The 22,666-nt window shown below is 48.7% G+C and carries 17 protein-coding genes; 9 read left to right on the top strand and 8 right to left on the bottom strand.

What is annotated here, in order from left to right; translation table 11 throughout:
• Positions 1-71 precede the first annotated feature (71 nt).
• From AVO41_RS05675 to AVO41_RS05660, 4 genes are all read right to left on the bottom strand, one after another.
• Positions 72-2,510, bottom strand: a complete 2,439-nt coding sequence (locus AVO41_RS05675; protein WP_068584026.1) for an N-6 DNA methylase — start codon at positions 2,508-2,510, stop codon at positions 72-74.
• Positions 2,511-2,606: 96 nt separating this feature from the next.
• Positions 2,607-4,475: a tyrosine-type recombinase/integrase gene (locus AVO41_RS05670; protein WP_068584023.1), complete on the bottom strand. Its 1,869-nt coding sequence runs from the start codon at positions 4,473-4,475 to the stop codon at positions 2,607-2,609.
• The gene (locus tag AVO41_RS05665; protein ID WP_068584022.1) at positions 4,472-6,067 is read right to left on the bottom strand and encodes a hypothetical protein; all 1,596 of its coding nucleotides are present in this window, start codon (positions 6,065-6,067) and stop codon (positions 4,472-4,474) included. Before AVO41_RS05665 ends, AVO41_RS05670 begins: the two co-directional genes overlap by 4 nt.
• The gene (locus tag AVO41_RS05660; RefSeq protein WP_235584694.1) at positions 6,064-7,149 is read right to left on the bottom strand and encodes a tyrosine-type recombinase/integrase; all 1,086 of its coding nucleotides are present in this window, start codon (positions 7,147-7,149) and stop codon (positions 6,064-6,066) included. Before AVO41_RS05660 ends, AVO41_RS05665 begins: the two co-directional genes overlap by 4 nt.
• Before the next feature lie 343 nt (positions 7,150-7,492).
• Between AVO41_RS05660 and AVO41_RS05655 the strand changes: the two genes are divergently transcribed.
• The gene (locus tag AVO41_RS05655) at positions 7,493-8,620 is read left to right on the top strand and encodes an NAD(P)/FAD-dependent oxidoreductase (protein ID WP_068584014.1); all 1,128 of its coding nucleotides are present in this window, start codon (positions 7,493-7,495) and stop codon (positions 8,618-8,620) included.
• A gap of 84 nt (positions 8,621-8,704) precedes the next feature.
• Here AVO41_RS05655 and AVO41_RS05650 read toward each other — a convergent pair whose 3' ends face one another.
• Positions 8,705-9,403 (bottom strand): response regulator transcription factor, encoded by a 699-nt coding sequence (locus AVO41_RS05650; RefSeq protein ID WP_068584011.1) that lies wholly within the window; start codon positions 9,401-9,403, stop codon positions 8,705-8,707.
• 58 nt (positions 9,404-9,461) lie between these two features.
• Complete coding sequence (locus AVO41_RS05645) at positions 9,462-11,582, bottom strand: ATP-binding protein (RefSeq protein ID WP_068584008.1); 2,121 nt, start codon at positions 11,580-11,582, stop codon at positions 9,462-9,464.
• A 291-nt stretch (positions 11,583-11,873) separates the two neighbouring features.
• Between AVO41_RS05645 and AVO41_RS05640 the strand changes: the two genes are divergently transcribed.
• From AVO41_RS05640 to AVO41_RS05630, 3 genes are all read left to right on the top strand, one after another.
• Positions 11,874-13,301, top strand: coding sequence for a lyase family protein (locus AVO41_RS05640; RefSeq protein ID WP_068584005.1), 1,428 nt, complete (start codon positions 11,874-11,876; stop codon positions 13,299-13,301).
• A 27-nt stretch (positions 13,302-13,328) separates the two neighbouring features.
• Positions 13,329-13,706, top strand: coding sequence for a thioredoxin (trxA, locus tag AVO41_RS05635; RefSeq protein ID WP_068584001.1), 378 nt, complete (start codon positions 13,329-13,331; stop codon positions 13,704-13,706).
• A 72-nt stretch (positions 13,707-13,778) separates the two neighbouring features.
• Complete coding sequence (locus tag AVO41_RS05630; protein WP_068583998.1) at positions 13,779-14,708, top strand: exopolyphosphatase; 930 nt, start codon at positions 13,779-13,781, stop codon at positions 14,706-14,708.
• Between the two features lie 10 nt (positions 14,709-14,718).
• Here AVO41_RS05630 and AVO41_RS05625 read toward each other — a convergent pair whose 3' ends face one another.
• The gene (locus tag AVO41_RS05625; RefSeq protein ID WP_068583995.1) at positions 14,719-15,354 is read right to left on the bottom strand and encodes an HPP family protein; all 636 of its coding nucleotides are present in this window, start codon (positions 15,352-15,354) and stop codon (positions 14,719-14,721) included.
• Positions 15,355-15,474: 120 nt separating this feature from the next.
• Here AVO41_RS05625 and AVO41_RS05620 point away from each other — a divergent pair, with 120 nt between their 5' ends.
• From AVO41_RS05620 to AVO41_RS05600, 5 genes are all read left to right on the top strand, one after another.
• Positions 15,475-16,077 carry a peroxiredoxin gene (locus AVO41_RS05620; protein WP_068583993.1) on the top strand — a complete coding sequence of 201 codons (603 nt, stop codon included), beginning with the start codon at positions 15,475-15,477 and terminating at the stop codon, positions 16,075-16,077.
• Positions 16,077-17,003 carry a polyprenyl synthetase family protein gene (locus tag AVO41_RS05615; RefSeq protein WP_068583990.1) on the top strand — a complete coding sequence of 309 codons (927 nt, stop codon included), beginning with the start codon at positions 16,077-16,079 and terminating at the stop codon, positions 17,001-17,003. Before AVO41_RS05620 ends, AVO41_RS05615 begins: the two co-directional genes overlap by 1 nt.
• Before the next feature lie 97 nt (positions 17,004-17,100).
• A complete protein-coding gene (gene queD, locus AVO41_RS05610) occupies positions 17,101-17,493 on the top strand; it encodes a 6-carboxytetrahydropterin synthase QueD (protein ID WP_369793274.1) in 393 nt (130 codons plus the stop codon).
• 76 nt (positions 17,494-17,569) lie between these two features.
• Positions 17,570-17,860, top strand: coding sequence for an STAS domain-containing protein (locus tag AVO41_RS05605; protein WP_068583986.1), 291 nt, complete (start codon positions 17,570-17,572; stop codon positions 17,858-17,860).
• 30 nt (positions 17,861-17,890) lie between these two features.
• Positions 17,891-18,673, top strand: a complete 783-nt coding sequence (locus AVO41_RS05600; protein WP_068583982.1) for an A24 family peptidase — start codon at positions 17,891-17,893, stop codon at positions 18,671-18,673.
• A gap of 29 nt (positions 18,674-18,702) precedes the next feature.
• Here AVO41_RS05600 and AVO41_RS05595 read toward each other — a convergent pair whose 3' ends face one another.
• Positions 18,703-22,665 carry a YhdP family protein gene (locus AVO41_RS05595; protein ID WP_068583979.1) on the bottom strand — a complete coding sequence of 1,321 codons (3,963 nt, stop codon included), beginning with the start codon at positions 22,663-22,665 and terminating at the stop codon, positions 18,703-18,705.
• Position 22,666 lies beyond the last annotated feature (1 nt).

The following is a 22,666-nucleotide window of genomic DNA, read 5'->3' as shown; positions in this document are numbered from 1 at the left end:
TAAAGTCTATACTTCAAGATAACACTAAAGCTTGTTAGATTGAGTAAACTAATAATAAGCGCTTCTCAAATTTAACCTTCAACATAGCCAAGATACTGCTTACGTTTCTGATATTCTAGATTCATCATATATTGCTCCATGTATTCGAAATCTGGCTCACCTTCTTCCGTCACCGGCAACATTATCTTTTCTCGACTGATCCGCTTGTCGTTAATTTCACGGTTGAAGTTATATTTTTCGGACAGCCGATTTGTTAGCGCTGCAATGAATAAATAGATGTATTTACTAAATTCATTGTTCGTTAGATGGGTTACGTGATCACTGGCAACGAAACTGTATGGATGATAAAAACTTGACCCTACACTGCCGCTATTCGCGACTGTCAGACAGTTTGAGAAAATCCGAACGCCGGTATTATTCCCGATGAAATTATCAACGCCGTTATTCAGTGATGTCGAGGAAATGTAGGGCATTTTCCCCGGCACCTGATTATCTTTCTTCAAGCGTTTACCGCGCTGAACCTCTTTGAAAATGCTCTTCAGGAAGAACTCTTCCCAATCTTTTTCAACCAGATCCTCTATCTCGTTTTGCGTCACATCGTGCCAGCTAAGCCCTTCAAATAAATAGGGTCTGTTCTTTACGATCATCAGATATTCAAAGGCCAGAAAATCAGTGATTACCGCTTCAAATTCCCTTTCAGTGGGCATCATGTCATTGAAGTAGTAGAAACTGTGCAACCATTCGTCGTCTTTCTCGATGGACGTTTTCACGCAAAAATTGGTTGCCGCTTCGATCCTGTCGAACCAAACATCCAGCAGGTGTTGCTTTCTGTCTTTGGCCTGCTCAGTCTCAACCAAACCGATGTGTGGATTGATTTTGTAGCCATCGTCGCGGAAGTCAATGAACCGGCATTCCTTGCCTTTCGGGTGCGGCTCATTGGCCGTAAATATCGCTATACAAGGCAATGTCCCAACGCCATAGAAGGTATCGCTGTTCAGCGTAATCACACCCTCTAACGTGTGTTTTTTCAAGATATTGCCTTTAATGGCCTTTTCTTCCGATGACTTCCCGGTCATTGACGATTGAGGCACGATAACTACCGCACGGCCTCCCTCGGTCAATGAGTCCAGCAGATGCTCTGTGAAGGCAATTTCGTAAAGGTCAGGGTTCTTCTTTGAGCCTTGCGAATACGGCGGGTTCATCATTCCAACCGTTGCGCCGTTAAGCTGGATCTTACTAGGGCTCTCTTTCAGGAAGTTGTGATTGACCAAGTTGGATTTGCCATCACCCCGCAAAATCATGTTCGTGGTAGCAATGGTGAACATGTAGGGTTGCAGCTCCAGCCCGTGAAGCTGCTTTTGACGAATGTCCTTTTTCTGCTCCTCGGTATCCGCCTTAGCAATCATGTGGTGCATAGCGGCGATGAGAAAGCCCGCTGTTCCCGCACAAGGATCAAAGACGATATCATCGGGCTGAATATCCAACAATTCACAGAACAGATCCGTTATGTGTTTCGGAGTCAGAACAATGCCGAGGGTTTGGCCATCCCCACCCGAGTAGGACATAAACTCGCCGTAGAACCGTCCCAGATAATCCTCGGAAGAGCTAGTGTAGCGAATACTCCTATATATCCGGTGGTTCAAAAATTCGGTGAAATGCTTCAGAGGGGTCTTGCCGAGCGTGGTATTAATTTCGTTCAGGATTTGAGTATCTTTGATAATCGCAAATTGGCTGAGGATTTTATCACGCTTAACATCAGGCCGAACGTTAGAGCGCTTGAGGTTCGATGCAATGGCTTTGAAGATTTTATCGCCATCGGTGCTAACGGTGTCATCGCCAATCAGATCATCAGTGGAAAAGTTTTTATATTCTGACTCCCGAAGGGCTAGCAAAATACCTGATACGACAAGCGGTTTGTCTATATCTTTCAGGTTACCGTAGTTCCGCAAATCTTCGTGAAGCTCTGCGGCATCCTTCAGGATTTCATGAAGCTCTTTATCGTAATCAGTTTCTTCTTCCAGAATTTCTCTAGTGTAATATTCTTCGATATTCTCTTCATTGAATGAAATGAAAGATTCTACATCAGGCAATTCTCGGTAGTATTCAGTTTCATCAATGAAAATCGGACTAATATAATGCTGCTTTTGATCGCCAGATATACCAAAGGCAATGATCTTGTTATAACTCGTATTTTTGGCTAAATGTTTGCCATAAAATAAGGCTCCATTCACGGCGCAGTCTTTTACGTCCTTCACAGCCGTGCTGATCGTGTCTCCTTTGGTTCTTTTAACGTGTTTGGCAACGTCCGCTTTGTTTTCAATAATCAACAAGAAATCTTTAACCAGCCCGACGAATTCGGGGAAACCGACCTTGCCAGATCCAGCCTTTGACGCAGTTTTCAGAGCGTCATTGATTTCTTTGATAGAGCTTCCTTGTGGTTCAAGTTCAATGTCTGCTTCTGTGAGAAGCCCATAAACCCAGAAATCTGTTTTTGCTTCCTTTTTTGCCATTTTTTTCACTTCCTATTCGGACTTAATAGGTTTTGATAAAATATTTCTAAAAATATTAAGCAAAACCTAAATCTTTAAACTGCAACTCAACTGCCCTTAAGAAACAAAGTCTTTTACTTCATCCCACATACCAAGGTCTTTCAATACACGCTCACAGCGCTCAATATCACGCTCTACACGCTGTTTTCCCGCCTCACCAATATCATCTATCTGTCTTAGTTCTAATTGCTGTATATAGATGCCATTGAAGTATTCACCGTGACGCTTCTTCTCGATAATCGATTCATCACAATCAACGCAAGCCGTTCCCTCAATCACAGAACGTCCACCACAGCCTGAATTATCAGAGGTACACCATGAATGCCCTGTTGAACGTAAATGAACCGTATCAGAGATGCGTTCAGCCATCGCCGCACGACTATCAAAGGTCTTAACCGGTTCGTTGTTTGAACGGTACGAGATTAACTTGTTGGCAAGACCGCCTGTAATAATCGTATCTTCATCTAAAAACTCTTCGACTCGTGCAACCTTGAAGCTTTTAATCTGTACCGCAATTTCATCGTAGAGTTCTTCGTCCTGCGATTTATTAGCAGCATATAGCAAGGTCATATCCATGCCCCAATGCTTGAAGTGCTGTTTAAGGTAACGTAAATCGCCATAAGCCGACTGTGCCACATAGACCGCAAAGGTACGTCTAAAACGGTGTGCAGTTAATCCCTTCAAACCCAATGCATTTCCAAAGTCTTTTAAACGTTTATCAAATGCACTATGGCTCAAGGGATTAATCTGATTTCCTTGTTTCATTGAATTAGTTAAGAACAGATGATGTTTGAAGTTCTCTATTTTTAAACCTCTTGAATCATGGGGGTCTTGAGCGAACCGTTCAGCTTGTTCTTGCCACAACCTTTCTTGAAAAGGTTTGACATAGGCTTTTTGCACTTCAATAGCCTTGATAACGATTTCAGGCACAAGCCATTCGGTATAGCCCTCATAGGTTTTACTCGAATGGGATTTAAGCCAGTAATAGACTTCATCCTTGTTATCTTCAACACGGTACGCATCGGTTTGAATCGCAGAGAGCTCGTGAATGCGAATACCACTGAAGGTTAGGATAATGATTGCCATGGCACCAGGGATGTCTCTATACAAAGCACTAAATTCTTTCAGCCCAGAATAGCCTTTAGGCTTTAAAAAATGGTTGGTAATGGCGGTAGAGATACCAGCTTGAGAGTTAATCGCTTCAGTCAGTTTCTCCCGCTCAAGTTCAATCTCTGCTTGAGGCTGTATCAGCTCATTGGCTTGCTCTAATACCTTGTTGCAGTAATTGATTAATTTCTTGAGTTCGTCATCAGGAATGACTTGGGTTTTGGCTGTTTTTTTACTCTGAGAATGAGCACCCGCCAAGGAAATTGCGGAACTCTCAACCCATGGGTGTTCAAACGCCCATTGAGTGGCTTTAAGGTTGTGATACAAGGTCTCAATCGCTGAAAATCGATGTATTAAGTAGGATTTAGATAACGGTTTTTTGGTTTGTTTCGATACTTCTTGTTTGCACTGGTGGACGTAATTTGCACAGTGCATAGGGGTAATATTTGAGGTGCTTTGCACATTGATATTGTCTAAATAATTCCAAAACGGTTTTAAGGATTTGAATAACTTGAATATCGTACCTCCCGATGGCCTTTGTTTGATGTCGTAGTGTTTGAGGGCAAACTTCACCGCCTCCACAAATTGTTTTGGAATGGTGTTAAAACGTAGTTTCTTTTTAGAATCTGGAGTGTTCGAGGGAAATCGAGCGTCTTCTAGTCGCCATGTATCATCGCCGTATTGGCTAATAATATGATGGGTTCCGTCCGTTAAGAGATAAGACGACACAGGCAAGATTTGAAGCTCTGAATCTTCAAGTTCATGCAGTTTTTGAGGTCGGCAGTAATCGATTGCACTGATTTGCATTACTTGACTCATGCGACTTCCTCTAACTGATTACGATTCTTCCATGCAGGGTGAGGATTGGCTTGTGCCTCGGCTCTCATGTTTGCCACATAGTTGGCATCGAATTGCGGGGCGATGTCTTTATCAATGATACGAATGATATGAGCAAAGTATTTGCTCCAACGCTTTGCGCCAATCTGTCCACGCTCATAGACAATCAACCAGTAGAACGAGAAGAGGCGATAGAGGTCTTCTTTTGTGACTACCATGTTGCGACAACGCACACAGCTTAAAAAGTTGGTGCAGTAGATTTTATTGCCGCTCTTGTCAGTACGATTTGGAATATCTGAACACTTTGAAACAGGGGTGTTGTTTTCTATCACCTCTACATTGGAGAGTAGCTCTTTGGTTCGTACCTTTCCCATGTAATTAAAGTTCTTTTCGGCCTCTTTCGGCGCTTCAAGGTAGTGAGTTTGCGATACTTTTACCGAATGATTCGCTAAAGCAGCAGTTACAAAAGGGTCTCCACCAGAGAGTTCCCAAATACTGTTTTCAAAGGTTTTTCTGAAACGAGAGACATTGACTTGTAACGGTTCGCCATTGTCGTTTTTCAGGTCTTTTTCTTTCACCCATTTTTTTGTATTTGTTTTCAGTAAGCTATTTGTGATAGTAGTGATTCCACCATTATTTAAGACTCCGGTGGTTCGATAAGAAAGCACTAAATCGGTTCCGCTTTCAGCTCGTAAAGACTGGTTCATGTCGATGACGTGCTGAATCATTACAGTGACATCTGCCAGTACCGTTTGAACATTCTCAACATTGGTTGAGTGACGAAGATTTTGAATGTGGGTTGCATTGCCACGACGTTTATACAGCACCAATAGCTTGCGGTTTTCTTTTAATGGATGCTCTTGAATCGAGTCCGTAGTCATTTCCAAAAGTGGCGTGGTATTCATGCCTGAACGCAGTGCTATCGCCAATAAAAAGATAGTTAACTCATAACTATTTAATGGCTCGTTTTTTTCAAGAATCTTGTTTACATCGACTTTTAGGGCATGAGCTACACGCTTACGCTCAGCTTTTGAAAACGCAGTTTGACCTTTCACTTTCCGGTTGGAGTTTGGAAATGGATTCTTTGGGAAATCAAACCGCTCCAACCAGCCCATTCCTTGCATTTTGACCAGAATCGATTTGGTATTAGTGTATATTGTTTTGGCTGAAGCGCCATTTGGATAATTTGTTTTTAGATTCTGGATATAGTTTTCAATCAACTCAAAAGTAATATCCGATAACACCAATTCACGATTCATAGCTTTTGCATAAATCGCCAAATAATGAGCAAAATATTTAAACCCAGCGTGGCAGTAATGAGAAATGGTTGAAGGCTCCACTAACGACTCAGAGAGCATGATTTCAATAGTTTGTTGAGCCGCACTGGTAATCGCATCAAAGCCCTGCCTATAATGTTTCTCGAAGTCGTAAGTTCGACAATTCGTAGCATTCACACCAAGCGAAACAAGTGTATTTTTAGGAATGCCTGTTTTTAAAACAGGTTGGGTGATAACTACCCCATTTGGGTCTGAAACAGATAAAGAGGCTTGATTAAAATCTTTACGTTTTTTCATGCCACTCCCTCGGACCCAAGGCAGATTTGGTCAATATCCTGGTCGTATTCGGTCATTAAATCGCCTTCCAAATCTTCGAGATAATGCAGATAAACTTGTGTTGTTAAGATGCTTGAATGACCTAAACGATCTTGGACGTACACCAATGGATCGCCTCGATAATTTGGGTTGTGTCGAAGTCCATAGAGCTTAAAAGTTGCGTAGGTGTGTCGAAGCTTATGCAGGCTTATTTCTTTTCGACCAACAATTTTTTTCAACTCTGTATTTAGTATCGTGCCTTTGATGGAATAAGGTTTTGCAAATCGGTTCAACAGCAGAGTTTTTTGCTCGCTGACTTCATTTTTCAACAGTAACTCATTTCGCTCATGCAGCTTGTATTGCCACAGTCGTTCATACAGTGATATGGGAATATGAATCGTGCGTTCCTTATTTCCTTTTGTGCCGCCCTGACCGCTTTTTACTTCCATATCTTTGGAACTCAGCACAACAGGCACAATCGCTTTACCCCGCTTCGTTCTTGGGTCTTGGATATAGCTTTCAGGAAAGGTTAGCAATTCCTCTTTGCGCATCCCTGTTTGTAGGGCTAGACGATAGATTAGATGTTGAGAGATAAAACAGGGATGTGCCATCAGGATTTTGACTTCTTGCTTGGTCAAAACCTGCAATGCCGCCACTTTTTCTTTCAGCATTACATTGACTGCATTTTTTTGATTACCCGACCTATCCGTATGAGCCAAGAAGCCCTTACCTTTATTGATAATCACAGTCTCAATGTCATAGGGTACGGATTCGATCCAATGCTTTCTTTGAGCGAACTCATAAAATTGGATAATGGTTCTTAAACGCCCATTGATCGTCTTTGAGGATAGACCCAAGCTGACTGACCAATCACGATAAGCAGCAATGACTGAATGTTGAGTGTCTGCCATCTTTGAACGCCAATCCAGTCCATTACCCTCCAAATAACCAAAGTAGTCATACAGGTCTTGCCCGTAACGCCACCATGTATTCTTACTCTCGACTCGTCCTCTAGTGATACAGAAGTAAATTAAGAATTGGTGGACTTCAGTCTCCAACTCCATATCTGAATTAACGATTAACGGAAAGTCCTCATAGGAATGACCATGCAGTTTAAAGTCATTCGTTGCTCTTATTAATCTCATCAAGCCACTCCCGTTAAGGCAATGGTTTAACTATAAATTAACTGTAAGCCTATTACAACTGCATATCATAACACCCCCTCTTGTCCGCTTAGCCAGCCAAAGACAAAATTAGACAGCTGAAGACAAAAATTAATCCCTTGGAAACAGTTTTACTGATTTTACCCGTTTTTCTTAAAGAGTATAATCAATCGAAGCAAATTCACTGGGCAGGGGCGCTGATTGAACGCATGACCGTTGCCAACATCCAACAGAAGGACAGACCATGGAAAACATCACCATACTGGGAACTGGCTTTGCCGCACTGACTGCAATCAAAGAAACCCGAAAGCAGCTGCCCAACGCCAAGATTACTGTGATTGCACCTAAAAAGCAGATGGTGTACCTCCCCAGCTTGATCTGGCTCCCTTCTCGCCTACGCAAAGGGGACGACCTCAAAGTCGATTTGACGAACTATTTCAATCGTCAGACAGTTGAGTACATCCAGGGGCGTGTGACGGGCATTGAAGAACAAGGTCGGCTGATCAAAACCGACCAGGGATCGCATCGAAACGATGGATTAATCATTGCCACCGGTGGGCGCTTTATCAAGAAACTGCCGGGCATTGAACACGCCATCACGCCATGTGAGGGCATCGATGCCGCCGAAGCCATCAAGGATCGCCTGGATAACCTGGCGGGCGGCACCATTGCCATCGGCTTTGGCGGCAACCCGAAAGAACCCTCAGCGATGCGAGGTGGCCCCATGTTTGAATTTCTGTTTGGCATCGACACGCTTTTACGTCGCCAGGGACGCCGCCACCAATTTGAGCTGGTGTTTTTCAACCCGGCCCCCAAACCGGGCAAGCGGCTGGGCGACAAAGTACCGGACAAAGTGCTGAAGATGATGGAAAAGCGCGGTATTCAAACCCACCTCGGACACAAAATGAAGGGCTTTGAGCGCAACAAGGTGCTCACAGAAGGCGGAGAAATCGAGGCCGACCTGATCCTGTTTATGCCTGGCATGACCGGACCAGATTGGGTGGAAAACACAGAGATGCCTTTGTCCGAAGGCGGTTTGATCCAGGCCAATGAGCATTGCCAGGTGGCAAACATGGAACGGACGTATGTGGCTGGCGATTCAGGCAGTTTCCCGGGACCGGAATGGCAGGCCAAACAGGCACACGCGGCTGACCTTCAGGCGGTGACGGCCAGCCGCAACCTGGCACGTGAGCTGAATGGACAGACCGATTTCGACCCCATTAAACATGAGCTTGTTTGCATCATTGATACACTGAGTCATGGGGTTTTGGTACGAAGAACGGAAAAAGGCACTCTGCTTTTGCCCCCCTGCCGCCTCATGCACTGGGCAAAACGTTTCTTCGAAAAGTGGTACCTGCGCCAATACCGTTAAAACGTCCACAAAAAAGGCGCTCAGTTGAGCGCCTTTTGACATTTAGCTTTTTGATTTTAATCAGTACTTTATCGCAAAGGACAATCAGCGAATCTCGTCGAGTTCCACCTTCAACAAACCGATATGACTGGCATAATTCACCAGTTCAGCCGATGCCGTCAGCCCCAGTTTGGTCATAATGTTTTCCCGGTGCTTGGACACCGTACGGTCACTGATGCCGAGCAAGTCGGCAATATCTTTGGTTTTGTATCCTTCGGCAACCAGCTTAATCACCTGCTTTTCACGAATGGATAATTTACGTGGCTTTTTAGGCTTGTCTGTGTCAGACATCGCCTGCGCACGTTTCGCCTCCTCTTCGGACACGTATTCTTCCAGACCGGGTTCAATTTCAGAATGAATGAACAACTCGTCATCAAGAACGGCCTTGATGCCCTTGATCAATTCCGATTTGGATACGGACTTCAATGCCAGCCCGTTCACCCCTAAATCCATCACCTCTTTCCAGACATTGGGCGCCTCAGCAGCCGTTAGGACAATGATTTTAATCGGGTTTTTCTTTTTCCGCAATTGCGTGATGACGGCCATTCCGCTCAATTTTGGCATCGACAGGTCAATGATCAGAATGTCCGGTGCATCCTGCTCGACGATCGACATAGCCGTTTCACCGTCTTGCGCTTCTGCCGCCACCTTGACCGTGCCGTCCGCATCCAGAATGGACTTAAATCCGGCCCGCACCAAGTCATGGTCTTCCGCCAGGAGCACTTTTGCTTTTGCCTTTGCCATCTAAAACATTCCTTTTTGCCTGTTCAATTCACTATTATAAGCATAATTCAGTGATAGTCTAATGGAGGCGATCGATTAATTTTTCAAGGGCGTTCACGCCTGAAACCAACATTTTCCAATCGACTTTATCTCTTTGCTCAGGCTGTTTTTTTGCCTGCTGAAGGCATTTCACAAGCTTCAACAGCGGGCTGACGTGAAACATCATGAGATTGCCTTTGATCCGATGCAATCCACTCGATAAGCCCACCAGATCTTTTTGATCAAGACTGTGTTTGAGCTCCACCACTTCTTCTTGCAAAGAGGTGATTAATTGGGGCGTCATCCCCAGTAAGGCGTCATCCAGCACTTGGGCAAGAGAAAACTCGTGCATTTCTTTTTGAGCACGGCGCACACAGTCATCCATGGTCGTTTCAGACGTGGCCTGCTTAGGCTTTGACGGTGAAGCCAACTCAGAATCAGCTTGAGCGGTCTGAAGGTCAGGCGAACGGCAATCAGAATTTTCCTGGCTGAAGCACTCCAACAAGTGGATCACTTTGTCCTGGGATACCGGTTTTTCCAGCCACTGGTCAAACAATGTTTTATCCAGAACGATCCCTGCTTCGGCTTCTTCCGCTTCTGTGTGTGCGGCCGTCAGGGCGAACACCCCTTTCAGCGCCTCGCAATCACCAGGCTTCAGTGCACGAATTTTCTCACACACCTGCATGCCATTGAGCCCAGGCATTTGAATGTCCAGGAACACGAACTCATACGCCTTCTGTTGGAATTTTGACCAGGCCTGGTTGCCATCGCTGGCCTGATCAACGTGACATCCGGCCTCAACCAGAAACGTCTCCAGCACACGGCGATTAATCATCGAGTCATCTGCAATCAGCACGCGACACTCAGGCAAAGTGGGGTTTTCCACCTCGGTTTCGACCGGCATATGCGCTGCGCCAAACGACGAGGATTTGCCCATACCGCCGATGGCGGACACCTCGATTTCATCACAACTGCGATGAGGAAAGGGCAACCACACTTCAAAGCAAGTACCCACAGTCAACTCTGATCGGACCTGAACGTCACCTCCCATCACCTCAACCAGCGTTTTGACGATGGCCAGTCCCAAGCCGGAGCCAACATATTGCTTACGCCCTTTGGCATCCAACTGCTTGAAAGGGTCAAATATATAACGTAAGTCTTCGTCTTCAATGCCGTGGCCACTGTCGCAAACCTGAACCACCAACCCCGTTCCTTGATCGGATTGGCGCTCATCCACGGACAGATGCACCCCGCCCTGCTCGGTAAATTTGATGGCGTTCACCAACAAATTCAACAGAACCTGAGACGTCCGAACCAGATCGCCATAAAAGCAGTCATGCTCTACGGACACGTCCACGGTCACGTTCAACCCTTTCTCAGAGGCAATAGACTTGGTCAAATGGCGCAGATAGCGAATCATTTCATCCAGATTGAAGACCGAATTCTGAATCCGGATCTGATCGGACTGGGTCTGCGAAAACGTCAGGATGTCATTGATCAGAAAATTGAGCTGGTCCACGGTCAGGCGCATCACCTGGAGCTGTTCGCCAATCGACTTGCCTTGATGATGATTCTTTTTGATCAGGTCAATCAGACCATTCATGCCCATCAGCGGGGAGCGCAACTCATGACTCAACATGGCCAGAAACTGGGTTTGCGCCTGATATTGGGATTCAAGCAAATCCGCTTCCTTTTTGGCCATCTGTTCACGCTCGCGTAATCGTTCGATCATCAAGCGGCTATTGGAGGCAACCAACTCCTCTTCCAGGGCATGCAGTTCAGACACTTCGACGCAATGGGCGCAGATGTACTCTTCCTCGTCCGTGGCCTGCCAATGCAGCTGGGCCATTAGCCAGATGGTGCCATGCTCGGCTTCAAGACCAATCAAAAAACGCTGTTCCAGCGCTGGATCTTTACGCAGTGCCTTCATTCGCTGAGCTAAAATCGTCTGACTTTCTGATTTTAAACAGGCTTCAAACGCCTCAAACGTGACCGCTTCCTGTTCAAACAAGGCAGGCAACAGCACAGCAAACGCCTCAGACAGATAAAACCCCACTGAGAAAGGCGCACTTTTTTTGCGTGTGGCACACCACCATAGCCCTTGATTCAGGACCGTCTTGGCAACCGTTGAATTTTTTTCAAGCGACGTTGAATGGGGCATAGTAAAACCAGTAACAATGCAAATTGATCAATAAAAACTTCCTCGCACGCGGCCTTAAGCAGCCCAAAAAGACGCACCTTACATCTAAAGCGTTGGGCCATTTGCGCCCTCACTGACACAGACAGGAACCGTTTACAAAAAAGAAAGCTTAACACACCCATACCAGGAATACGTGATCGCCCTTATCTTTGATGAAACACAGGGTTTCCGCTTACTCTAGGATACGGTAGAATAAGCATTTATTTTGAGCGCCTAGACAACCTTTTCTCTCAACCAGACCGAAACAAACCTATGACCAGCCAAACCACCCGTACCGAACACGACAGCCTTGGCCCACTATCCGTCCCAGCCGATGCCATGTGGGGCGCACAAACACAAAGAGCCATCGACAATTTCCCGATCAGCGGCCAACCCATGCCGCCGAATTTCATTCAGGCCGTGGCCCGCATCAAAGCTGCCTGCGCCCGCGCCAACCAGCAACTTGGCCTGCTTGAACAGATAAAAGCCGACGCCATCGTCCAGGCCGCAGAAGAAATCATAACCGGCCAGCACCTGAACCAATTTCCGGTGGATGTCTTTCAAACCGGTTCCGGGACCAGTACCAACATGAATGCCAATGAAGTCATTGCGCATCTGGCATCAAACATCAGCGGCGAACGCGTGCACCCCAATGATGACGTCAACATGAGCCAAAGCTCTAACGATGTCATCCCAACTGCCATCCATCTCAGCGCGGCATTAATGCTAGAAACGCAACTGATGCCCGCCCTGGACCACGCCCAACGGGTATTACGCGACAAAGCCAAAGCCGTCCAGGGCGCGGTCAAAACCGGCCGTACGCATTTAATGGACGCCATGCCGGTTCGTCTCGACCAGGAGCTCGACACCTGGCAACAACAACTCTACGACAATGCCGCTCGCCTGCAATCGGTTAAGACAAGACTGCATCAGCTGCCTCAGGGCGGCACCGCAGTGGGGACTGGCATCAACGCCCCCAGCGACTTTGCCAAAACCTTCTGTGACTGCCTGAATCAACAATGTCAGCAAACACCCGAACTCAAAGGCATGTCATTCACCCCCATGCCCAATCCATTTGTCGGTTTAAGCAGCCAGGATACGGCGGTGGAATTGAGCGGTCAACTCAACACGCTCGCAGCAGGCCTGGTCAAAATTGCCAATGACTTGCGGTGGATGAATTCCGGTCCTTTGGCAGGTCTCGGCGAAATTCAGCTTCCCGCCCTGCAGCCTGGCAGCTCCATCATGCCGGGTAAAATCAATCCGGTGATTCCCGAAGCCGTGGCGATGGCTGGCACACAGATCATCGGCAATCACACCACCTTGACCCTCGCTGGCCAGTCTGGTAATTTCCAACTCAACGTTATGTTGCCGTTGATTGCATTGCGATTGCTGGAAAGCCTGACGCTTGCATCCAACGCGTTAACAACGCTTGCCGACAAAGCCATTGAAGGCTTTGTCGTCAATAATCGGAACTTGACCGAAACACTGGCCGTCAACCCGATTCTGGTCACAGCACTGAACGCACTGGTCGGCTACGAAACCGGCGCGGCCATTGCCAAGGAAGCATACCGATCCGGACGTGCGGTTTTGGACGTGGCTCAGGAAATGACCGATCTGGATCGTGATGCTTTGGCCAGCTACCTTGACCCGGAAAAACTTACCCATGGCGGGTTGCCGGATGATTTTACTCACTCCGAATAAGCTTCGGACCAACCATTAAGGAACGTTATGTCAGTGATTGACCTCACACAGGAAACATTTGAAGAAACCATTGAAAACAATGAGATCGTTATTCTGGATTTCTGGGCGGAATGGTGCGGGCCTTGCAAACAATTTGCGCCCACTTATGAAAAGGTTTCCGAAAACCACCCTGACATTGTCTTTGCCAAGGTCAATGTGGAAGAACAACAAGAGCTGGCCGGCATGTTTCAAGTCCGCTCCATTCCCACACTGGTATTCATGCGTGACAAAATCGTGGTCTTTTCCAACCCCGGTGTCATCCCCGAGAGCAACTTTGAAGAGGGCATCGCCCAATTGAAAGACCTTGACATGGACAAAGTCCGTCAGGATCTGGAAAAAGCACAAGCCGAACAGCAAGCACAATAAAGCGACTGGCTGTCCCTGGCAGGCACAACATTCCTGTGTCTGCTCTCAAACTTCGATCCGAGGAAAAACACCATGTCAGAACAAAAATACCGTCTGGTTACCCGAAGTGATTTTGATGGCTTGGTCTGTGCCGTATTGCTCAAAGAAAAAGATCTGATCGATGACATCGTCTTTGTTCACCCCAAAGACATGCAGGATCAAAAAATCGAAATCACCGCACGCGACATCACCACCAACCTGCCTTATGTACCGGGTTGTCATCTGGCGTTTGACCACCATGCCAGTGAAGCGCTGCGCAATGAACAGTCCGATAACCACATCATTGACCCCAATGCCCCTTCCGCAGCCCGGGTGGTGTACGACTATTATGGCGGTAAAGCGGCCTTCCCTCGTGTGGGCGAGGACATGATGGCGGCGGTAGACAAGGCAGACTCTGCACAGTTCAGCAAAGAAGAAATACTCAACCCATCCGGCTGGGCACTGTTGAACTACCTGATGGATGCCCGAACCGGCTTAGGACGTTTTAGAGAGTTCCGTATTTCCAACTATAATCTGATGATGGAACTGATCGACTACTGTCGTGACCATACCATCGATGAAATCCTGGAACTGCCCGACGTCAAAGAGCGCGTGGACCTTTATTTTGAACACGAACCAGCGGCGATTGAACAGATCAAACGCTGTGCCACCGTTTATCACAACCTGGTCGTGCTCGATTTCCGCGAGGAAGACATCATCCACCCAACAAACCGTTTCATGGTTTATGCCCTCTACCCTGACTGTAATATTTCCATTCACGTGATGTGGGGCTTCAAGAAACAAAACACCGTCTTTGCATTGGGCAAATCCATCCTGAACCGATCGTCCCAAACCAATATCGGGCATTTGTGCCTGTCCTATGGCGGTGGCGGACATGAAGCGGCCGGTACCTGCCAGATCGACCACGATCAAGCCGAAGACGTGTTGCAGGAATTGATTGAAAAGATCAACTACGACGGTTAATCAAAGGCATTTACGCATAGATCTCTAGGGGAGGTTCCTCCCCTAAACGCTTGACGATGTCTGACAGCGTGACCATACCGGTCAAATGCTCCTGATCATCCATAATCGGCAGGCAGCCGATTTCATATACGCTCATGGCTTGTGCCGCTCGCCGAATGTCGGTTTCAGCGCGTGTGGTCAGCACGGAGGTTTCCATCACATCCGCCACCGTTGAGACACTGTTTTCCAATAACAACTGGTTATTTTCATCCACGATTGCATGCATCAGGATTAAATGAGATGACACCAGGCCGATCACGCCTCGAGTCACCTCGTTGATCACGGGTAAGTGATTGATTTTTCGGTCCTGCATCCGTTGCCAGGCCTCCACCAAAGGCATGTCCGGCGTGGCTGTGACCACGGGCGAAGACATGATCTCACCGATTTTCACCACCACCCTGCGAGCATGCTCTTCTTGAACGGAGGCATAGTGAGCAGCCGCTTGCGCGCCACCCGAGGCGTGAGACGTCGAAGCCTGAGGCATCGGAAAATCGGGGGACTCTTCGACCTCCGATGAGGGTTTGGTCCGATCCACCCGTAAAGGTTGACGGGCCGGATCGGGCTGTCCAATCCGATTGCGCCCTTCCGGCGAATAAACTATGAACATTCGTACCTCCCCGTCCCAACGAACCCGGACCGATCATTTTACGGATCCGTGCTTGCATTTGTTCGAATCACTATACTATAGTTATCGGCCAACCACCCATTTTTCAAGGAAGACCGAACCATGTCTGTACTCGTCACGAAATCCGCTCCGGATTTTCAAGCCGCTGCGGTCCTGGCCGATGGCAGCATCGTCGATCATTTTTGTCTGTCAAAACACATCCAAAACCGCTATGCCGTGGTGTTCTTTTACCCGCTTGATTTCACCTTTGTCTGCCCTTCCGAAATCATTGCGTTTCATCACCGGGTGGAGGCCTTTAAGGAACGCGACACGGAAATCATCGGTATCTCGGTGGATTCTCAGTTTACCCACAATGCCTGGCGCAACACGCCCGTGGAAGAAGGGGGATTGGGACCGGTGAACTTCCCACTGATTTCCGATCTGGGCGGCGAAATCATGCGTGAGTATGGCATTCACCACCCCGATCATGTGGCGCTCCGAGCGTCGTTCCTCATTGACAAACAAGGCATCGTTCGCCATCAAGTTGTCAATGACCTGCCCCTGGGGCGCAATGTGGATGAAATGCTCAGAATGCTGGACGCATTACAATTTCACGAGGCGCATGGAGATGTCTGCCCGGCCGGGTGGCAAGCGGGCGATGACGCCATGAAAGACTCCCCAGAAGGCGTCGCCGATTATTTACGCAAACACGCCGACGATCTTTAATGCCCAAGCAAACCTCCGCCGATGCGTTCCTCTTAGAATGCCAGACGCGTGTCAACCAGGCGCTCGACAGTCAACTTGATAAGGCGCTGGCAGGCTCTGTTCTTTTCCCAGACACCGACTATCACTGCCCCTTGACCTTGAAGGATGCGCTGGCTTATGCCCTTGCCTCACCCGGCAAACGCTTAAGAGCCGCCCTGATCTTCGCCATTGGCACGCCGCTGAATCAATCCGAACACAACCTGGACCTTCTGGCGACTGCCTTGGAAATGATCCATGCTTATTCCCTGGTGCACGATGACTTGCCTGCCATGGACGATGATGATCTGCGTCGCGGTCAACCCACGGTTCACAAGCGGTTCGACGAAGCCACGGCTATTCTGGTCGGCGATGCCTTGCAAACCTTGGCCTTTGAAACCTTAACCCACCTTGATGGCTATCGGTCTTCAGAGATCAAAACACTGATCCGTCTTTTTACAAAAAGCAGTGGTCCGAATGGCATGATTGGTGGGCAAATCCGTGATCTCGCCGCTGAGAATCAGACATTGAGCTTGGATCAGCTCACCCAACTCCACCGCATGAAAACCGGCGCGTTGTTTGTCACAGCCTGTCTGTGCAGTATTATTGGCCACTCAGACTATGAACACCTGTCAATGCCTCTGCAAGGATTTGCCGAGTCACTGGGGCTCGCATTTCAGATACAGGACGACATTCTTGACGTCGAAAGCGACAGTGACATCCTGGGCAAACCCCAAGGCAGTGATCTTCGCCAACACAAAACCACCTTTGTCACGCTACTGGGCATACAAGGCGCCAAAGAGCACCGCGACCACCATATTCACTGCGCGCATCATGCCCTGAAAAAGCTCCCATTTGAATCGCCCTTTTTGGCACAGTTAACCGATTTTGTGCGTGATCGTCGCTTCTGATCATTCATAAAAAATTCACCTCACAACGCGATTCAACCCCTGCAAGCCTGAATAGGGATTGCTATAATGCAGTTGATTTGAATCAATATAGCGGTAGATGGCGATGCCCCAAACTTATTTCCTCAATACTCAGCTTGAATTTGCGTCCGCTCACCGACTGCATGGCTATCCGGGGGACTGCGCAAACCTTCACGGTCACAACTGGAAAGTTGAGGTCACGGTCAAAGGGCATCAACTCGATGACGTCGGCATGGTCATGGATTTCAAAGCCATCAAGCGTGAAGCCAAAACCATCATTGACGAGTTGGACCATACCTACCTAAATGATCACCCGGCCTTTCAATCGGACAACCCCACTGCTGAAAACATTGCCCGTTTTATTTATCAGACCCTGGCAAAACGCATCAACTCTGAACAGGTGCAGATGCACCGGCTCACGCTTTGGGAAAACGACCGTAACAGCGTCACTTACGAACAGACCGATGATTGAAGGTTTTTAAACGATCCGGGTTTTTACTCAGGCTTCTTATGGCGTATAATACTTAAAAAACAGAAAGGAACCCTTCATGATTACCCACGAAGTCAAAGACAACACGCTGTATATCTATGTGAAAGACAAGTTCAGCATTGAATCGTTCGGCGATTTCCAAAATGCTTACATGGGAAGCGAGTATGACAAGGTCGTCATTGACTTCAGCCAAACCCAACATATCGATAGTGGTGGATTGGGGATGCTGCTCCAACTACGAACCCATTTGGGTGAAGACAGCTCAAAAATCACCTTAGTCGGTCTGTCAGACCATATTCTAAAAGTGTTTGAAGTGGTCAATTTTGAACAGCTGTTTACCATGGCTTAATCGCCCCACTCTCTTTTTCTTTGCAAAACTGTGAGCCTGCTGCTCTCTTCGCCAGCCCTCTACTTGAGCCTCTCGATTTTACTGGGTCTGATCGTGGGCAGTTTTTTATCCATGCTGACCTGGCGCATGGGACAAGCTGCCGCTCAGAACCTGGACGTCACCTGGCTATCTCTTGTGGGCGGGCGCTCCGCCTGTCCCAACTGCGATAAAACTTTGACCTGGCACCAGCTCGTCCCAGTGTTCAGCTGGTGCGTCCAGCGGGGAAAATGTGCCTCGTGTCAGACCTCTATTTCTCCGCGCTACCCCTTGATTGAATTGAGTTGCGCGGTACTGACACTGGCCGTCATCTGGCAATTTGGCCCGACGGCTCAGGGCATCTACTATGTGGTCTTTGGCTGGATGCTTTTGGCCATGGTTGTGATCGACATCGAACACCATCTTTTGCTCGACCAGCTGACGCTTCCTTTGATGTGGCTAGGGTTACTCATCAATACTCAAGCACTGATCACGCCTTTAAATGAGGCCGTCTGGGGCGCCGCTTTGGGCTATCTGCTGCTTTGGACGCTGTATCATGTGTTTTTGTTTCTGACAGGAAAAGAAGGCATGGGCTATGGTGACTTTAAACTTCTGGCCGCGTTAGGGGCCTGGTTTGGCTGGAGCGCTTTGCCACAGATTATTCTGGTAGCTTCACTCAGCAGTTTATTCATCACACTCGGACTCTGGCTGTTACGACGTGTGTCTTTACAAGCGCCGATTCCATTCGGCCCCTATCTGGCACTGGGCGGACTCTCCATGGTTTTCATACCCGCCTGAATGCAATTTTAACCAGGCCTAGTTAAATATCACTGCTCCCAATCCAGGGGATCCATGGCTTTTGGCGGCTTGGCGCCTTGCGCTTCTTTCTCAATCAATTCAATTCCCATTTTTCCCTTGCTCACAGCAATGTCATCCAAAGAACCGCTGATCTTGTATCGATAAGTCACCAAATCTTGATTCAACCCCGGAATCAGCTTGCTGATGGCATAGGCCGCCACACCGACAACGGGCGTCACCAAACCACTCAGTGCGGCGATGGTGGGTAAGGATCCCCCAATCGCGGGCGTCACGCGCGCATCCAATTTCAATGTTTCGCTCATCAGATCGATGTCCCCGGTCACGGTCGCTTTGGCAGACGGTGCCGTCATACGCAGCTCTGACAAATGATACCGCCCCCGGTCAAAACGGCCCGAGCCTTCAATCACGTCATACAGCAAACCAGCTTCGGTCACATCCCGAAGATCCAAACGCAATCGCCGCAGCACAGAGTCCACACTCAACAATCCAAGAACTCGGGCCAGACCTGGTTCGGCTTCCTTGATCACGCCATCATCAAACCGAAAATCCACCGTTCCTTTGGCGCGTTCCATGCTTGCACAAGTCAGGTCTCCCGGCCAGGTCAAATCCATTTCAACCACGCCTTTCTCACCTTCAAAGCCTTTCTTAATGCCAAGCCAGCGTGTCATCCTTGCCACATCATTCGCTCGCAGCACCCCTTTCAACCGACTCCGATGCGTTTGCTTATCATAGTCAAAATGCCCTTTAAAACGCCCGGACACTTCATCTACCTGAATGGTCAGATCTTTATAGCGGCTGGCTTGAGGCGTTTCCAACCAATGAAAATTGACCTGAGAAACCGTGCGTTCATTGATGCGAATATTGCGCCCAGAAAAAAGAATGTCTTTTTTCAAGTTATCCATCGTCGCGGGTGGGTGACAATCCACTTTTGTCGCCAGATTTTTTTCAGTGAAATCCTTTGGCAAATCCAAATGCAGGCGCGACACATTGACTTTCAGACGATCGGTTTGGGTTTGCAATACTTGCAAAGCACCTTCCTGAAACAGAGCCGCATACACCACCCGCTGAGCATCTTTATTATCCGCCTGATTCGAAAGTCCAACCCATGTCAGTTTGCCGTTATGCAAAGGCGCATTCGCATAGGTTAATTCACCCACTGAGACATGGGAGGGCAACCAGGACCAGGCGCGCATCCAGGCCCACTGAGACGTTTGTGCATCGGAAAAAACCGTGTCAGAGGATTGCAAAACCGCCACGTCATTTGACCAGGTTTTCAAGCCTGGCCAATAATCCAGCCACTTTTCAAGCGCCACTTGATTCAAATGCCCGGCAACGGCAATGCCGGACTGACTGGAAGTACCTTGCCAGGGATCACTGCTGCCCAATTGAATTCCCATGTGATGCAACGACCAGGATTCATCTCGGTCCTGCCGCCATTGACCACGCATATGACTGAGTTCCGGCAACCAGGCGGACACATCGATGTCAGACTCTCCAATCCTGGCGTCCCAATGAAGCGCTTGCGGCCGTTGCTGGTGCTGATTCAGCGCCTCTTCATTCAGGGGGGCGGGCAAATTAAGAATCAGTGCACTCAAATCGGCCTGACCCACCATACGCACGGAAGCATCGTCTTTATCCAAGCGTGCTGTACCGGCTTTCTGATCAAAAGGAATGCGCAAGGTTGTGTGCCAGGGCACCCAGCCCTCCACATCTGGCAGGGTGACGTCATGCTCTCCCTGAATCTCAACATCAATCGTTTTGGGCTGCGTGGCAATCGCCACCGAAACCGGTGACACGCCCCATTGTGCTTCCAGCGCTTTCGCGGCAATACTTTTTTCTGTAAAAGTCAGCTGCCCCTGAAAATTTTGCCAGTGCAACCGTTCAAACAAACGCACACTCACACCGTTGAAATCAACAGAGCCAGTCACCGTTTCCGTTTGATCATCAAAGCCATTCACGGGGATGCGTATGTTCGCCAAATTCACTTTTACCGGGCCGGAAAGTTGAACCTGATGCGCCAGAAAATCGTCCAGACCGATATGACGAGCCAAAGGGGATGCGAGCAAATAACCTTGAGCCTGTTGCGCATCGGCTTCGACCTGCGCCGAAACCCTGACCGCGATGTCGTCAAGATCCAAGCCTTCAATATGTGTCTCAATATTATGCCCCATTGCGCCGAGTGTTTTGGCCTTGGGGGCGGTAATGGTGAGATCATGCGGGACATAACGTAACGACGCATTGAAGTCGGTCACCGCCGGCCAGTCGGGATCAAACTTCAGCGTGGCCCCTTCAACCTTGGCCGCCACCTCAAACAGGCCCGGGGCATTCTGAAAAGGAAATGCACGCCAGTCCCCTTCCACCCTTGCTGACAACCGAATATTTTTCCCGTCCACCAGAGCCGTTTTCAGCCAGTCTTTCAGATCGGCTTCCATTAAACCATAAGGCAGATAGCGTTTTACCGATGCCATTTGATCGGTTTGAGCCTTGGCCTTTAGCGCGAGCTGGCCTTTCGCATCCACCTGCCCTGAAAGCGTGCCCTGAATACGCTCATCCAGCGACCAGTCAAAAGCGGAAATCTGCCAGGCCTGCCGGTCAGCATCCCACGCCCACTGAACGGGGTCCGGCAGACTGAGTTGAACGTGCGGTGTATCCAATGCTGAGTAAACCACGTTCAATGGGGACGCGGCCTTAAGCACCCCTTTGCCATCCTGGTAATCGATGTGCCAGTCTGTGGCGCTTAACCCCGGATAAGCTTTCTGCGCCGGCAATTCGAACTGTTTGAGCGTGCCTGAAAACGCCTTAAACGCTCGATCCGTCAAATCAAACCGGCCCGACACCTGATGCAGGCTCAAGGCCTTGACGCGTTCGTACGCAGACAAGGGTTCAAACTGAGCCACTGCATAATCATAAAAAGGCGTTAGGGAAGCCAGTCCGAGCTGATCCAACGAAAAGGTAAGCTGATCGCCTTGCGTAAGCTGAACCTGAATGGGTGAGACACTGCGCAAATAGGTCTGATCCATTGCCAGACGATCCACCATCAGCACCCAATTATTGGCGGCATCGCCCTGACCCTGGGTCAACCAGTGCGCTTCCAGCCCCAATGACTGAGGCAGCTCATCCGCGCCCTCGGTCTGCCATCCCAGTTGACTGGTTTGGGCGTATAAACGAGCCTCGTGCAGTTTTTTCTGCTGCCATGTCAATTCGATTCGGGCCGATAGAGATCCGGTTGGCAAGGCATTCCAGTCTTGCAAACGCCCTGGCAACAAGGTGTAAATCGATGTCAGTGCTAGAGGTTCTGACAAGATGATACTGGCTCGGCCATCACTGAGACGCCCCGTCGCACTCACGTCAAAACTACCCTCAAGGCTTAGATTCACCGGCACTTGATCGCGTTGCAAAGTCAAATCACCACGCAGTGACTGACGCGCCCCCTGAAAAGTTTGCAGGGAATGGATGCTTAATCGATTGGTGTGCTGGTCACGGTACACCTGTTGAATCCGAATGGATTTCAACGACATACGTTTCCAGTGTAAGAATTGCGGCAGACGCCCCAGAGAGAACAAAGACACGGGGGATGCAGAAGCCGACCCGCCAGGTTGCGCCGAGGCGTGCCATGTCAATTCACCCGCTTCCAACGTCACGCGCTCCCCCCAATGATGCCAGCCCATCAAGGGAGCGAAGACGTTGACGTCAAACATCAGGCTGTCTAAACGTCCGTCTAGATGACCCGTTTCATCTCCCACATCCTGACTGGTTACATGGAGATCTTTCAGACTAAACGAGGCGCCCACCCAGGTCTGTTCAACCTCGAGCTGATCCGCCGTCAGAGCAAAGCCAAGTGCCGGCTTCGCCCAACTGAAAAAGCTGGTGGGCTGGAATTGTATCCAGGTGATGGCACCGCGCACCAACAACAGATAAAGTGCAATGAGGCCAAAAAACAAATAAACCAGACGACGCAACGTACGACGCACG

The organism is Thiomicrospira sp. WB1 (assembly GCF_001507535.1).
GTDB lineage: Bacteria > Pseudomonadota > Gammaproteobacteria > Thiomicrospirales > Thiomicrospiraceae > Hydrogenovibrio.
This window is presented reverse-complemented; position numbering and strand designations above follow the sequence as displayed.